Source organism: Sphingomonas sp. 2R-10, from assembly GCF_030062225.1.
Lineage (GTDB): Bacteria > Pseudomonadota > Alphaproteobacteria > Sphingomonadales > Sphingomonadaceae > Sphingomonas.
Window position 1 is genome coordinate 52,609 of record NZ_JASCXF010000021.1, and the last position, 14,150, is coordinate 66,758.

At 68.3% G+C, this 14,150-nt stretch carries 11 protein-coding genes and 1 tRNA gene; 6 read left to right on the plus strand and 6 right to left on the minus strand.

The window, feature by feature from the left end; genetic code table 11:
• Positions 1-114: 114 nt before the first annotated feature.
• Complete coding sequence (locus QLH51_RS11315; protein ID WP_283514548.1) at positions 115-237, minus strand: hypothetical protein; 123 nt, start codon at positions 235-237, stop codon at positions 115-117.
• On the opposite strand from QLH51_RS11315, the gene QLH51_RS11320 reads away from it, so the two are divergent.
• Together QLH51_RS11320 and QLH51_RS11325 are read left to right on the plus strand one after the other, a co-directional pair.
• Positions 236-1,213, plus strand: a complete 978-nt coding sequence (locus tag QLH51_RS11320) for a serine hydrolase domain-containing protein (RefSeq protein ID WP_206429087.1) — start codon at positions 236-238, stop codon at positions 1,211-1,213. The two genes, QLH51_RS11315 and QLH51_RS11320, sit on opposite strands and share 2 nt — an antisense overlap.
• A gap of 13 nt (positions 1,214-1,226) precedes the next feature.
• The gene (locus tag QLH51_RS11325) at positions 1,227-1,703 is read left to right on the plus strand and encodes a nuclear transport factor 2 family protein (protein WP_125658913.1); all 477 of its coding nucleotides are present in this window, start codon (positions 1,227-1,229) and stop codon (positions 1,701-1,703) included.
• A gap of 270 nt (positions 1,704-1,973) precedes the next feature.
• Here QLH51_RS11325 and infC read toward each other — a convergent pair whose 3' ends face one another.
• The 4 genes from infC to QLH51_RS11345 form a co-directional block, all read right to left on the minus strand.
• Positions 1,974-2,507 (minus strand): translation initiation factor IF-3, encoded by a 534-nt coding sequence (infC, locus tag QLH51_RS11330; RefSeq protein WP_056455131.1) that lies wholly within the window; start codon positions 2,505-2,507, stop codon positions 1,974-1,976.
• A 63-nt stretch (positions 2,508-2,570) separates the two neighbouring features.
• Complete coding sequence (thrS, locus tag QLH51_RS11335; RefSeq protein WP_125658910.1) at positions 2,571-4,583, minus strand: threonine--tRNA ligase; 2,013 nt, start codon at positions 4,581-4,583, stop codon at positions 2,571-2,573.
• Between the two features lie 81 nt (positions 4,584-4,664).
• Positions 4,665-5,465: a hypothetical protein gene (locus QLH51_RS11340; protein WP_206429086.1), complete on the minus strand. Its 801-nt coding sequence runs from the start codon at positions 5,463-5,465 to the stop codon at positions 4,665-4,667.
• A 451-nt stretch (positions 5,466-5,916) separates the two neighbouring features.
• A tRNA-Gly gene (locus QLH51_RS11345) sits at positions 5,917-5,990 on the minus strand.
• Between the two features lie 82 nt (positions 5,991-6,072).
• Here QLH51_RS11345 and QLH51_RS11350 point away from each other — a divergent pair.
• From QLH51_RS11350 to QLH51_RS11360, 3 genes are all read left to right on the plus strand, one after another.
• Positions 6,073-7,452, plus strand: coding sequence for an FAD/NAD(P)-binding protein (locus tag QLH51_RS11350; protein ID WP_125658907.1), 1,380 nt, complete (start codon positions 6,073-6,075; stop codon positions 7,450-7,452).
• A gap of 58 nt (positions 7,453-7,510) precedes the next feature.
• Positions 7,511-8,818: a dicarboxylate/amino acid:cation symporter gene (locus QLH51_RS11355; protein WP_125658905.1), complete on the plus strand. Its 1,308-nt coding sequence runs from the start codon at positions 7,511-7,513 to the stop codon at positions 8,816-8,818.
• Between the two features lie 137 nt (positions 8,819-8,955).
• Complete coding sequence (locus QLH51_RS11360) at positions 8,956-10,224, plus strand: PQQ-dependent sugar dehydrogenase (protein ID WP_125658903.1); 1,269 nt, start codon at positions 8,956-8,958, stop codon at positions 10,222-10,224.
• Between the two features lie 111 nt (positions 10,225-10,335).
• On the opposite strand, the gene QLH51_RS11365 is transcribed toward QLH51_RS11360, so the two are convergent.
• On the minus strand, positions 10,336-11,151 hold the full coding sequence (locus QLH51_RS11365; RefSeq protein WP_125658900.1) for an endonuclease/exonuclease/phosphatase family protein: 816 nt from the start codon (positions 11,149-11,151) through the stop codon (positions 10,336-10,338).
• Positions 11,152-11,280: 129 nt separating this feature from the next.
• Here QLH51_RS11365 and QLH51_RS11370 point away from each other — a divergent pair, with 129 nt between their 5' ends.
• Complete coding sequence (locus QLH51_RS11370) at positions 11,281-14,091, plus strand: TonB-dependent receptor (protein WP_125658896.1); 2,811 nt, start codon at positions 11,281-11,283, stop codon at positions 14,089-14,091.
• The last annotated feature ends 59 nt before the right edge of the window (positions 14,092-14,150 follow it).

Genomic DNA, 14,150 nt, shown 5'->3' on the forward strand with positions numbered 1-14,150 from the left:
GGGGAGAGTGGTTGCTACCCGGAAAGGATCGTGGTTCGGGAATCTCAGTGCGGTTCTCACGTCCGCCGTGTCGACGGCAAATGCGAGCGAGGTTGCGGCCAGACTTCTGTGCCGCTAACTGTTGCACATGAGTAATACAGCCACCACGTTGAAACGAGGAATTCGCTTCGGCATGGTCGCGTTGACGGCTTGCGCCTCGATGGCGGACGCCAGCACGAACTCCGCGCTGCCGGACATGACTGCAACCCTGCGCGAACAGCGCGTGGAGAGCGCGTCGATCGCCGTGATCCGCAACGGACGGGTCGTCTTGACCGGGGCCTGGGGCATGGCGGGGCCGGACCGCGCGGCGACCGTTGCCACACCCTACAATCTCGCTTCGCTGACGAAGCCGCTGACGGCGGAGGTCATCCTGCGACTGGTTTCGGCCGGCCAGCTGTCGCTTGATGAGCCGATGGATCGCTACTGGAGCGACCCCGACCTGTCGCGCGATCCCCGGCGGATGAAGCTGACGGTCCGCATGGCGCTGAGCCATCGCACCGGATTGCCGAACTGGCGCGATGCGAAGGGGCTGGCGTTCGATCATGATCCCGGCACGACCACCGGCTATTCGGGCGAGGGGTATCAATATGCGGCCCGCTACGCCGAGCGCCGCACCGGGCAATCGTTCGAGACGCTTGGCCACCGCTGGCTGTTCGCCCCCGCCCACATGCCCGCCTCGGGCTATGTGTCGGCGCAAGGCGAGACGGTGCCGATCGCCGTGCCCTACGACGACGCAGGCAAGCCGCTGCCGGTCGAGCGGGTGACAAGATACAACGCCGCCGATCTGGCGCACGCAACCGCGCGTGATTATGCGCGCTTCCTCATCGATGCCCGCAACGACCGGGGCCTGGTCGCGTCTGTCGCGGCGGAGCGCAGCAGATCGCAGGCCAACCTGACGCCCGAATTATGTATCGGAACGAAGGCGGCCAGCTGTCCGCCCTGGACCGGCTTCGGCCTCGGCTGGCAGCTGCTCGGCTTTCCCGATCGCACGACGATGCTCCACACCGGCAAGGATGCCGGGGCGTTCACCTTCGCCGCGATCGATCGCGCGAGCGGCGACGGCATCGTCATCCTGACCAACAGCGACAACGGGTGGCGGGTCATCCTGCCCATCCTCGAACGCACCGGCAGTGATCCGAAACTGATCGCCTTCCTCCGCGGCCAGATGAACTGACGGGACCAAAGCCATGATGACCGCGATCGCAGTTGCCGCAGCCTTGCTGGCGGCGTCCGTGCCGCCCCCGGCCGATCCTTTGACGACCGAGATCGGCGCGCTCGATGCCAAGGTGTTCGACGCCTACAACCGCTGCGACCTGCCGACCTTCTCGGGCTATTTCGATCCGAAGGTCGCCTTCTACCACGACACCGGCGGTGCGACGTTCGAGCGTGACGCGATGGTCGATGGCGTGCGCAAATACATTTGCGGAAAGGCGAAGCGCGAACTGATCCCCGCGACGTTCCGCGTCTATCCGATCAAGGATTATGGTGCGATCGAGGAGGGCGAACACCGCTTTTGCGAACGGGCGACGGGACGATGCGAGGGGATCGCCAAATTCGTGATGGTCTGGGCGAAGCAGGATGGTGCCTGGCGGATCACCAGCGTCCTCAGTTACGGACACCGCGCCGCGACGCCTACGGAGCAGCGAAGCGCCACTGACAGATAGCTGGTGGGCTGCTTGCCGATTGGGAACCGGTTGCGGGAAGATGCAGCGGCTCCCGCTTTCCCGATTGCTTCGGCCCGGAACGTCCCACCGGACATGGGGAAACGGGAAAGTGCCGTCGTCATGGGCTGCGGCGAAGCTGAAACCGCGATCGGGGCGACAGCGTTCCCCGACCGGATCACGGGCAGTATCCTCTGCCAGGCAGTGACGTGAAAAGACCGCCATAGCCGGCCGGGCCATGGCGGTCGTTTTTCCCGACGAACGGGCGGATGCTTACTTCGGCGACAGCACCATCAGCATCTGGCGGCCTTCCATGCGCGGATAGGCTTCGACCTTGGCGATTTCCTGCGTCGCTTCGGCGACCCGCTGCAACACCGCCATACCGAGCTGGCCGTGGCTCAGCTCGCGACCGCGGAAGCGCATCGTGACCTTCACCTTGTCGCCCTCGGTGATGAACTGCTCGACCTTCTTCATCTTCGTATCATAGTCATGATCGTCGATGTTCGGACGCATCTTGATCTCCTTGATCTCCTGCGTCTTTTGGGTCTTGCGGGCGAGGTTCGCCTTCTTCTGCGCCTCGTACTTGAACTTGCCCACGTCGAGGAACTTGGCGACGGGCGGATCGGCGTTCGGCGACACCTCGACCAGATCGAGCCCGACCTCGGCCGCCTGCGCGATCGCTTCGCGCGTGAACATCACACCCAGATTCTCCCCCTCATGGTCGATCACGCGGACCTTGGGGCTCTGGATGAATTCGTTGAATCGGGGGCCGTTCATCGGCGGCGGCGCATTCGGGCGACGCATCATGGGCGGACGGATAGGTGGTGCTCCTGTAGTTGACCAAAGGCCTATATAGTCAATTCGGGCCGGTTACGAAAGGTTCCGCGCAAGATCAGGTGCCAGCGCCTCTGCCCGAAGCATCGCGACGAGATCGTCGAGGCCGATCACCTCCTGCCCCTGGCTGCCGAGGCGACGCAGCGCGACGGTGCGTTCCTCCGCCTCGCGCTTGCCGACGACGACCAGTGCCGGAACCTTCGCCAGCGAATGTTCGCGCACCTTGTAGTTGATCTTTTCGTTGCGCAGGTCGGTTTCGACGCGGATTCCCGCCGATTTCAGCGCGACGGCGACCTCGTTCGCATAGTCGTCGGCGTCGGACACGATCGTCGCCACCACCGCCTGTACCGGCGACAGCCACATCGGCATCCGCCCGGCATGATGTTCGATCAGGATGCCGAGGAAGCGTTCGAACGTGCCGAGGATCGCGCGGTGGAGCATCACCGGGCGGTGGCGGTTGCCGTCCTCGGCGACATAGGTCGCGTCGAGTCGTTCGGGCAGCACGCGGTCCGACTGGATCGTCCCGACCTGCCACGTCCGGCCGATCGCGTCGGTCAGGTGGAATTCGAGCTTCGGGGCATAGAAGGCGCCTTCGCCCGGCAGTTCCTCGAACTTCGCCTTGATCGCGTCGGACAGGTTCGACGACAGCACCGCCTCGCGCAGTTCCGCCTCCGCCGTATCCCACATCGCGTCGGATCCGAAGCGCTTCTCCGGGCGCAGCGCCAGCTTCACCGCATAGTCGGTGAAGCCGAGGTCGCGATAGACCGAGTCGAGCAGCTCGCAGAAGTCGCGGACCTCCTGCACCAGTTGATCCTCGCGGCAGAAGATATGCGCATCGTCCTGCGTGAACTGGCGCACGCGCATGATGCCGTGCAGCGCGCCGTGCGGTTCGTTGCGGTGGCAGCAGCCGAATTCGGCCATGCGGATCGGCAGGTCGCGATACGACTTGATCCCCTGGCGAAAGATCAGGACGTGCGCCGGGCAGTTCATCGGCTTCAATGCCATCATGTCGGCATCGGCGCTGACGATCGCACCCTCGTCCGCGGTATTCGGAATTTCGTCGGGCACCACGAACATGTTCTCGCGATACTTGCCCCAATGGCCCGACTGTTCCCATTGCCGCGCGTCCATCAGCTGCGGCGTCTTCACTTCCTGATAGTCGTGCGCGTCGAGGCGGCGGCGCATATACGCCTCGAGCTGCCGCCACATCATATAGCCCTTGGGGTGCCAGAACACCGACCCTTGCGCCTCGGACTGGAGGTGGAACAGGTCCATCTCCGCGCCCAGCTTGCGGTGGTCGCGCTTGGCGGCCTCTTCCAGCCGGGTGAGGTGCGCGTCGAGCTGCTTCTTCGACAGCCAGCCGGTGCCGTAGATGCGGCTGAGCATCGCGTTCTTCTGGTCGCCGCGCCAATAGGCGCCCGATACGCGCGTCAGCCTGAACGCCGCCGGATCGAGCTTGGCAGTCGATTCGAGGTGCGGTCCGCGGCACATGTCCGCCCATGCGCCCTGACGATAGATCGTCAGTTCCTCACCCTCGGGCAGTTCGGCGGCCCACTCCGCCTTGAACGTCTCGCCCTGCTCGGTCCAGCGGTCGATCAGTTGCTGGCGAGTCACCACCTCGCGCTCGAACTTCTCGCCCTTCGCGATGATCCTGCGCATTTCCGCTTCGATTAGCGGTAGGTCCTCGTCGGTGAACATGCCGCGACCCGGCGCAGGCGCGAAGTCGTAATAGAAGCCGTCCTCGGTCGCCGGACCGAAGGTGATCTGCGTGCCCGGATACAGCGTCTGCACCGCTTCGGCCATGACGTGCGCGAAGTCATGGCGGTGGAGTTCGAGCGCGTCGGCCTCGTCCTTCGCCGTCACCAGCGCGAGGCTGGCGTCGCCCTCGAACGGGCGGTTCAGGTCGCGCACCTGCCCGTCGACCCGCGCGGCGATCGCCGCCTTGCGCAGACCCGGCGAGATCGCCGCGGCGATATCCGCCGGGGTAGTGCCCGGCATCACCTCACGGACGGCACCGTCGGGAAGGGTGATGCGGAACATTGCGGACATGAAGAAACACCTGGAATGTCGGAGGATAAACGCTTGCCGGTTAGCGGCTGGGCGCGGGGAGGGCAAGGATCGCGGGGGGCTTTAGTCCACCGCCGCCCCGGCATCGGTATAGGTTATCCGGATCCGCACCCAGCTGCCGATCAGCGGTCGGCCGCCGACGCGCGGCGGCAGGATGCGGAACTGCCACGCCGCCTGGCGCACCGCGCCCGCCAGCCCCGATCCGCGCGCCGACTGGCCGATCTCGCGGCAGTCGGTCACCTGGTTGTTCGGGATGGTGCGGCACGCGACCTCGCCCCAGCCGGGCTGGGCGCGCCGCGGGAGATAGGTCGACAGCTCGGCATGGGTCGGACGGCGATACCAGTCGGCGGCGTACAGCGTCTCGCCCCCGCCGCTGCCGCCACCGGCATCGGCCACCGCATCGCCGTCGCCGCTGTCGCCCGCCGCGCTGCCGCTGCCGGAACCCTCGGCACTGCGCGCGCCCGGCGCGATCGCCGCGCGGGCGAAGTCGCGCCCGGTCATAGGGATGACCCGCGACCACACGTCGTTCGACGGGGTGGCCGGCACCGGCGGGGGCGGCGGCACGTCGGGCGGCGGCGCGACCGCGGCGACCGGCGCGGCGGTACTGGCGCTGCCCGCCGCCGCCTTTCGCTGCACCTGTTTCGCGGGCGCGGCGGCGGGGGCGACCCGGTCGGCCGGAAGCATGTCGACGACCAGCGCCGATTGCGGCCCCGGCGGCGGCGCCATGATCGTCGGTGCGATCCGCAGCAGCAGCCACAGCACCAGAGCATGGATCGCCACCACCAGCACCAGCGTCGCGATCCGCCGCGGCAAGGGGACGGGACGACGCGCCGAAAACCGTTCCTGAATCACCTGCGTCGCCACGCTTGAGCCCGTAGCGCAGCTTGGGCGACAGGGCGATGGGAAAGAGGGGGGCAAACCGGACCTGCATCGGCAGCCGCGTCGATGCTCCCCCCCTGTCGCACGCTGGCAGGGTCAGGCAACCTTCGAGGGCGAAGGAACGCAGGCCGCCGCCGCGCTCACCCGGGCGCTGCCGATGTGTTACCCGGCAAAGCGGGTCCACGCGCACGTCGGCTGAAATCCGCGCCGTCGGTCGTCGCCCGTTCGATTTTCATCCTACAACGCATCGTGCCCCTGTTGGAAAGGAGAATGGGCATGAGTGCGACGCAGCTCTGGATGTGGCCGGTACTGACGACCGGTTTCTGGCTGACGGAATATGGCGCCTACCGCAGCGCGCTGTTCCTCTATCACCTCGCGACGCGGCGATGAGGTCGGGCTCCGGGCGATCCGCTTCGCCCGGAGCGTCGGCAAGCGGTGGAGCGGGTGAAGGGAATCGAACCCTCGTCGTAAGCTTGGGAAGCTTCTGCTCTACCATTGAGCTACACCCGCGTGCCGGCAGCCCTTATCGGACCGGCCGGGCGTGTGCAAGCGGGCAACTTCCCTCGGGCGCACGCTGTGCTATCGAGCCGGCATGGACCAGCGCCCGCAATCGACCCCGACCGTCCCGGCCACCATCCGCCACGTCGCGATCGTCGGTGCGGGGTTTTCGGGCACGTTGCTGGCGATCAACCTGCTGCGCCATGACGGGCCGGCGGCGACGCTGATCGAGCGGGGCGATGCGGCGGGGCTGGGCGTCGCCTATGGCACGCGGCAGAGCGATCACCTGCTCAACGTCCGCGCCGCGAACATGAGCGCCTTTCCCGACGCGCCGGGGCATTTCGTCGAATGGCTGGCGGCGCAGGGGATGGCGGCGGACGGTGCGGCGTTCGTGCCGCGGCGGGTCTATGGCGCGTATCTGCGCGATACGCTGGCGGCGGCGCGCGCGCTGGCGCCCGGGCGGCTCACGGTGGTCGCGGGCGAGGCGGTGGCGGTCGACGGTGCCACGGTGCGGCTGGCCGATGGCGGCACCGTCGCCGCCGACGCGGTGGTGCTGGCGGTCGGCAACCTCGCGCCGCAGGTGCCGCCGGGGCTGGAGGCGATCGCCTGGCATCGCGCCTATGTCGGCAATCCGTGGGACCCGCGCGCGACGCAGGGCCTTGCCGACGACGACACCGTGCTGCTGGTCGGAACCGGGCTGACCATGGTCGATGTCGCGCTGACGCTGGCGGCGCAGGGGTTCGGCGGGCGGATGGTCGCGCTGTCGCGGCGGGGGCTGCTGCCGCATCGCCATGCCCCGGCATCGCCCGCGTCGCAGCCGCTGACCGAACGGCCGCGGCCGCCGCTGTCGGCGCTCGTCCGCACGGTGCGCGAACGGGGAGCGGCGATCGGCTGGCGCAGCGCGATCGACGAGCTGCGCCCGTTCACCCAGGGCATCTGGGCGGCGGCCGATCCGGACGAGCGTCGCCGCTTCCTGCGCCATTTGCGGCCATGGTGGGACATCCATCGTCACCGGCTGGCCCCCGTGGTCGCCGACCGGATCGACGCGCTGGTGGCGAGCGGGCGGCTGACGCTGCTGGCGGGCAAGTGCTGCGCGGCGCAGGCGACCGGGGGTGGCGTCGCGATCGAGTGGCGCCCGCGTGGCGAGGCGGTGCGGCGGACGATGGCGGTCACCCGCGTCATCTCGTGCATCGGGCCGCAGGGCGATGTCGCGCGGACCGACGATCCGCTGCTCGGCACGCTGGTCGGCGCGGGCCGCATCCGTCCCGATGCCGAGCATCTGGGGATCGAGGTCGAGGCGACGGGCCGCGTGCTGGCCGCCGGGGGCGACGGCGACGACCGGCTGTTCGCGATCGGGCCGATGACGCGCGGCGCGTTCTGGGAAATCGTCGCGGTGCCCGACCTCCGGCGACAGGTATGGGACGTCGCCCGCTATCTGTCGAACGCGCACTGGGTCGGTGGCGAGGGACTGTAACGCGGCATTGGGCCGGTCGTAGAAATGCTTCGTTGCCGGAACCCGGCCCCGACCCGAAATGGGCCCCATGCAAAAATCCGCAATCCTGCCGTCGTTCGGCATCCAGGTCGCGATCGGCATGGCCGCCGGCGTCGTGCTGGGGCTGCTTGCCGGCCAGGCGGGCGGCGCCGATGGCGCGATCGGCGCGGTGCTCCACACGCTCGGGCAGATATTCGTCCAGCTGCTCAAGGTGCTGGTGCCGGCGCTGGTCTTCACCGCGATCGTCGGGTCGATCGCCGCGCTGCGCGACCTGCCCAATGCCGCGCGGCTGGTCGGGCAAACACTGTTGTGGTTCGCGATCACCGCGCTGATCGCGGTGTCGATCGGCATCGTGCTGGGCGTGACGCTGCAACCCGGCCTGCACAGCAGCGCGCCGATCGCCACCGCCGCCCAGCCGGCGACGGTCGGTACATGGCTCGATTTCCTGAAAGGGCTGGTGCCGGCCAACCTGCTCGGCCTGTCCGCGACGACGAAGCTCGCAGACGGTGCCGCGACCACCACGCTCGGCTTCAACGTGCTGCAGATCATCGTCGTCGCCATCGCGGTCGGCGCGGCGGCGGTGCGGGTCGGGGCGGCGGGCGAGCCGTTCCTCGCCTTCAACACCTCCGCGCTGATGATCCTGCGGCGGTTGCTGCGCTGGGTCATCGCGCTGACGCCGATCGGGTCGGCGGCGCTGATCGGCGATGCGATCGTCCGCTATGGCTGGAGCACGCTGTCGTCACTCGGCGCGTTCGCGGCGACGGTCTATCTCGGGCTCGGCCTCGTGCTGCTGGTGGTCTATCCGACGCTGCTCGCGCTGCATCGGATCTCGCCCTTGTGGTTCTTCCGCCGGGCATGGCCGGCGATCCAGCTCGGCTTCGTCACGCGCTCGTCGGTCGGCACCTTGCCGGTGACGCAGGATCTGACCGAGCGCGCGCTGGGCGTGCCGCAGGCCTACACCGCCTTCGCCGTGCCGCTCGGCTCGACCACCAAGATGGACGGGTGCGCCGCGATCTATCCGGCGGTGGCGGCGATCTTCGTCGCGCAGTTCTTCGGGCTGACGCTCCATGCCGGCGACTATGCGCTGATCGTGCTGGTGTCGGTGCTGGGATCGGCGGCAACTGCGGGGCTGACCGGGGCGACCGTGATGCTGACGCTGACGCTGACCACGCTCGGCCTGCCGCTCGAAGGGGCAGGGCTGCTGCTGGCGATCGATCCGATCCTCGACATGGGGCGTACCGCGGTCAACGTCGCCGGGCAGATGCTGGTGCCGACGATCGTCGCCAAGCGCGAGGGGTTGCTGCCGGCTCCGCAGGACGGCGTACCGGCGGGCGTCGCGCTGGGCTGACGCCCGCAGCGGAGCGGCACCGGCGCTCCGCGCGCTGCAATTCCGCCCAAGGCGTACAGATCGCATATCTTTTCGTTGCCGACGGACCCGGCACGCGGGACTGCGGTTGTCGCCCCATGGCAACATGGGGACGCACGATGAACCTCCGACTTTCCGGCGCGGCGGCGCTGGCACTGTTTTCCGCCGGGGCATCGGCACAGGCACCGCAAAAGCCGATTCCGGGGCTGAAGGAGACCGCGCCGCCCTATGCGACCGCATCGGTGGTCAACCACCCGGTCACGATCGGCTGGCCCGAAGGCCGGATGCCAACCGCGCCGCGCGGGTGGGAGGTGGTGAAGTTCGCCGGCGGGCTCGATTACCCGCGACAGGCGCTGCTGCTGCCCAATGGCGACGTGCTGGTGGCGGAGGCGCGGACCAAGCCCAAGCTGGACGCCGAGCCGGACGTCGCGCGTGGCCAGGCGCTGTCGAAGACCACCGGCTACAGCGCCAACCGCATCACCCTGCTGCGCGATGCGAACCGGGACGGGGTCGCCGAACAGCGTTTCGTGCTGCGCGAAGATCTGAACCAGCCGTTCGGGATGCAATATGTCGGGGGCCGGCTGTACGTCGCCAATACCGATGCGGTGGTCAGCTTCCCGTATCAGCCCGGCGCGACCCGCATCACCGCCGCCCCGCGCACCCATGCGACGCTGCCGGCGGGGGGATATAACAACCACTGGACCCGCAACCTGCTACTCAGCCCGGACGGACGCACGCTGTACGTGTCGGTCGGGTCGGCGTCGAACGTCGGCGAGTACGGGATGGAGGAAGAGAAGCGCCGCGCCGCGATCCTGGCGCTCGACCTGACCAGCGGGCGCGAGCGACTCTATGCCTCGGGCCTGCGTAACCCGGTCGGCATGGACTTCGTGCCGGGTACCGCGACATTGTGGACGGCGGTCAACGAACGCGACCAGCTGGGCGACGACATCGCGCCCGACTATCTCGTCGGCGTGCGCGAGGGCGGCTTCTATGGCTGGCCGTACAGCTATTACGGCAAGCAGGACCCACGCCACGCCAACGAGAAGCGCGAGCTGCTCGCCACCACGCTGCTGCCCGACGTCGCGGTGGGCGCCCATGCCGCCGCGCTCGGCCTCGCCTTCGCCAAACAAGGCGCGCCGACCGCCTATGTCGCGCGCCACGGATCGTGGAACCGGTCGAGCTTCAGCGGGTACGACGTCCTCGTGGTGCCGTTCGCGCAAGGCCGCCCGACCGGCGAACCGCAGCCGTTCCTGACCGGCTTCGTGGCGGACGCGAAGAAGGGCACGGTGTACGGCCGCCCGGCCAGCATCCAGACCCGCGCCGACGGGGCGATCTTCGTGGTCGACGATGCCGGCGACACGGTGTGGCTGGTGCGACGGCGAGGGTGAGGCCAGAATTTTGTCATTCCCGCGCAGGCGGGAATCCATAAACGCTGCCCTTTCGGCAAGGAGGGCAGATTTGGCATGTATGAATTCCCGCCTTCGCGGGAATGACGGGTGTTATTTCAAATCCACCACCACCGGAAAATGGTCCGACGGATAGCGCCCGCCGCGCTGATCCGTCGCCACCCGCGCTGAAACCGGGGTGAAGCCGCGCACGAACACATAGTCGATCCGCCGGTCGGGCGTGCCGGTGAAGTCGTGGAAGGTCAGCGCCGGGCCGGACTTCACCGGCGCCCGCTCCCACGCATCGGTCAGCGCGGCGGCGAAGGTGCGATACGCCTCGCTGTCGGGCGTCGCGTTCAGGTCGCCGGCGATCACCACCGGCAGCGTGCCGGCGATCGCCCGCATCCGCGCCAGGAACACCCGGGCCGCCTGCGTCCGCGCATCGTCATCGATGTCGCGATGCGGGAAATGCGTGTCGAAGAACACGAACCGGCTGCCGTCGGCGCGCGCGAACTCGCCCCAGCCGACCATGCGCGGCAGGTCGATGCCCCAGCTGCTGCTGCCCACCCGGTCGGGCGTGTCCGACAGCCAGAAATCGCCCTGCCGCACCAGCCGCAGCCGGTCGCTGCGATAGAAGATGCCCATATGCTCGTCGGCATGCCGCCCGCGCCGGTCGCGTCCGAACCAGCGCCAGCCGGGCAGCGCGCGGACGATCGTGTCGCCCTGTCGCCGGAACAGCTCCTGCGTTCCGATCAGGTCGGGGTCGGCGGCGCGGATCGTGTCGATCAGGATCGGCGCGCGCGCCTCCCACCGGTCCGGCCCGTCCTGCGGGTTGGGATAGCGCACGTTGAAGCTCATCACGCGCAGGTCGCGCGCGGCGGAGGGCAGGGCGGCGAGCAACGCCAGCGCGGTACATATCCAGCGGATCATGGCGCACGGCATAGCCGCGAACGATTAAATAAAACAATTGTCATAAAATATACATAGTGGCCGGTTAGGCGGCGTTCCGAACGGGGAACAACCCCGCACGCATCCGAACATTCCTTGGGGGAATCATCCATGACGTCGTTTTCGACGCAGCCGGCACGCCGGCTGCGCGCCCACGCGCTTGTCCTGTCCAGGGGCGTCGCCGCACTGGTGCTCGGCACGCTGCTGCCCGCCACCGCACGGGCGCAGGACGCCGCGCTGCCTGCCACCGACGTCGCCCCGCAGCAGACCGCCAGCGAATCGCTGACCGATGACATCGTCGTAAACGGCCGGCGCCAGCGCACTGCGCTGAACGAGGAACAGGCCGCGATCGCGACGATCGACATCGTGACCACCGGCGACGTCGCGATCCATTCGCAGACCAGCATCGCCGACCTTGCCAAGATGCTGCCCGGCGTCTCGGTCAGCCGCGACCAGGGGCGCAACCAGAGCGCGACCGGCGAGGCGCAGTTCGTCACCATCCGCGGGTTCGACACCAGCTACAACGCCTATACCCTCGACGGCCTGCGCCTGCCGCAGACGTCGGGCAACAACCGCGCGATCTCGCTGAACCTGTTCTCGCCGTTCGCGATCGGCAGCATCGTGACCGACAAGACCCCGGGCGCGGCCAAGGATGCCGACAGCATCGCCGGCATCGTCGACCTGCGCACGCCGACCGCGTTCGATTTCGCGCAGAGCTTCACCCGCGCCCGCGTGCTGGGGCAGGTCGCCGGCCTCGCGCTCGACCGCGAACAGGAAGCGTTCGGCGGCGCGATCGGCCTCGACGCCGCACGCCGCTTCGGCAGCGACGGGCAGTTCGGCGTCTATGTCGCGGGCTATCTGGAGGAACGCGGCAACGCGGCGGAATCGACCGCGGTGCAGAGCGATTACCAGACGACGCAGTTCGACGTCGGCACCGCTCGCGACAATCCGAACGCGCTGTCGGGCAACGGCGTGCAGTGGAATTTCTACAACAACAAGATCAGGCGCTACGGCGCCACCGGCGCCTTCGACTATCGCAGCGACGCGATCGACCTGTTCGCGCGGGTCAACTACGCAACCTATCTGAACACCAACACGATGAACCAGACGGGGCTGCGCAACGAGACGACCGCCGGCCAGTCGAGCGGCAACCCGCTGCGCACGCTGCGCGCCGGCGGCACCACCCGCGCCTACAACGCCGCGGGCATCTACACCCCGCAAGGGGTCAGCCCGGCCAGCTATTTCCGCACCGAGGATGTCGAGCAGGAGCTGTTCTCGGCCCAGGTCGGGGCAAAGGCGCACTGGAACGGTTTCACCGCCGCGCTGGAAGGGGCCTATGCCGATGGCCGGTTCGACCAGCCGACCCGGATCGAGGCGGCGTTCCGCGGCATCGCCTATAACGGCGCGCCCGGCAACACCGGCGCCGCGACCGAGGGCGTCGTCGTCGACCTGTCGAACGCCAGGTCGCCGCGCCCGGTATTGTCGCCCGGCGCCACCAGCTATGTCGCGTCGCTCGACCGCCCGACCCAGCTCTATGTCCAGCGCGGCTACGACTATCTGAGCGAGATCAAGAAGACGCTGAAGGGCAGCATCGGCTGGACCGACAACGGCATGGTGTCGGTCGAGGTCGGCGGACTGTACGAGGATGCGGACCGCGACGGCCGCAGCCTCGCCCCCGACAATACCCGCTACCGTTTCCGCACCCCGTTGCAGGGCGGCACGGTCGACGGGCCGTCGATCAACCAGTATCTCGGTTATGTCCTGAAGGACTTCCTCGATTACTATCCCGCGCGCCCGATCAAGGTGCTGTCGCGCGCGCAGCTCGACGCGCAGGTCCGCGACTTCGTGCCGCTGATCCCGGTGTCGCAGACGACGCTGAACCAGGGGCTGCTGGACGGCAACGAGACGCGCAAGGCGCTGTACGGCACCGCGACGCTGACCTTCGGCGCGCTGGAGGTGATGCCCGGCATCCGTTACGAGGATAACGGCTTTCGTGCGCGCTATTTCCTGTCCGATGCCGACGGTCCGCGCTTCGTGAACGCCGGGCGCGACTACGACCATCTCGACCCCAGCCTGCTGGCGGCGTGGAAGCCGAACGGCAACCTCACCGTGCGCGGCGCGGTGCGCTCCAGCTATGCGCGGCCGGCATTCGACCTGCTCGCCGGCCCGACCCGCATCACCCGCGACGCCGCGCGTGGCAATGCGATCACCGCGATCAGCCAGCCCAATCCCGACCTGAAGCCGGTCCAGGCGTGGAGCTACGACGCGGGCGTCGATTTCCAGATGGGCGTCGGCCGCTACGTCCAGCTCGCCGCCTATTACAAGGACCTGTCGAACTTCATCGTCACCACCGCCACGCGGACCGCGGGGGAGACGATCGACGGCATCACCTATACCCGCCCGATCAACGGCGGCGGCGGTACGGCGAAGGGCGTCGAGGCATCGGGCCGCTTCACCATCGGCGACATGGCCGGCGGCAGCTTCCTCGGCAATTTCGGCGTCGGCGGCAACGTCACCTACCAGAAGACCGAGGCGAACTACGTCATCCCGCTGAACGGCGTGCGCCAGACCCGCACCAGCACGCTGCCGCAGGCGCCCGACCTGATCTACAATGCCGAGGTCTTCTATGCCGGCGGCGGGTTCCGCACGAACCTGTGGTACAACTATACCGGCAAGTTCCTCGCGGCGGTGCAGGACAGCCAGCCCGACGTCTATGTCCAGCCGGCGGGCGAGCTGAACTTCGGCGCGGCATACGAGGTCACCGACAATCTCGAAATCGGCGTATCGGCGCGCAACCTGCTCGACCAGCACAGCTATTGGGCGACGGTCGGCAAGAGCGAACGGTACATCTCGAACGATCGCAACGGCGGCTATCTCAAGACCGGCCGCGTGTTCCAGTTCAGCCTGACGATGAAGATGTAGGCGGGCGGGGTGGCGGCCGAGGTCGCCGCCCCGCCTCACGAGGTCGAAGCGGCCGGCAT

Excerpts from the sequence above, each read along its gene's own strand:
- QLH51_RS11320 (WP_206429087.1), top strand. The coding sequence starts at position 236 with ATGACTGCAACCCTGCGCGAACAGCGCGTGGAGAGCGCGTCGATCGCC.
- QLH51_RS11315 (WP_283514548.1), bottom strand. The coding sequence starts at position 237 with ATGTCCGGCAGCGCGGAGTTCGTGCTGGCGTCCGCCATCGAGGCGCAA.
- QLH51_RS11325 (WP_125658913.1), top strand. The coding sequence starts at position 1,227 with ATGATGACCGCGATCGCAGTTGCCGCAGCCTTGCTGGCGGCGTCCGTG.
- infC (WP_056455131.1), bottom strand. The coding sequence starts at position 2,507 with ATGATGCGTCGCCCGAATGCGCCGCCGCCGATGAACGGCCCCCGATTC.
- thrS (WP_125658910.1), bottom strand. The coding sequence starts at position 4,583 with ATGTCCGCAATGTTCCGCATCACCCTTCCCGACGGTGCCGTCCGTGAG.
- QLH51_RS11350 (WP_125658907.1), top strand. The coding sequence starts at position 6,073 with ATGGACCAGCGCCCGCAATCGACCCCGACCGTCCCGGCCACCATCCGC.
- QLH51_RS11355 (WP_125658905.1), top strand. The coding sequence starts at position 7,511 with ATGGGCCCCATGCAAAAATCCGCAATCCTGCCGTCGTTCGGCATCCAG.
- QLH51_RS11360 (WP_125658903.1), top strand. The coding sequence starts at position 8,956 with ATGAACCTCCGACTTTCCGGCGCGGCGGCGCTGGCACTGTTTTCCGCC.
- QLH51_RS11365 (WP_125658900.1), bottom strand. The coding sequence starts at position 11,151 with ATGATCCGCTGGATATGTACCGCGCTGGCGTTGCTCGCCGCCCTGCCC.
- QLH51_RS11370 (WP_125658896.1), top strand. The coding sequence starts at position 11,281 with ATGACGTCGTTTTCGACGCAGCCGGCACGCCGGCTGCGCGCCCACGCG.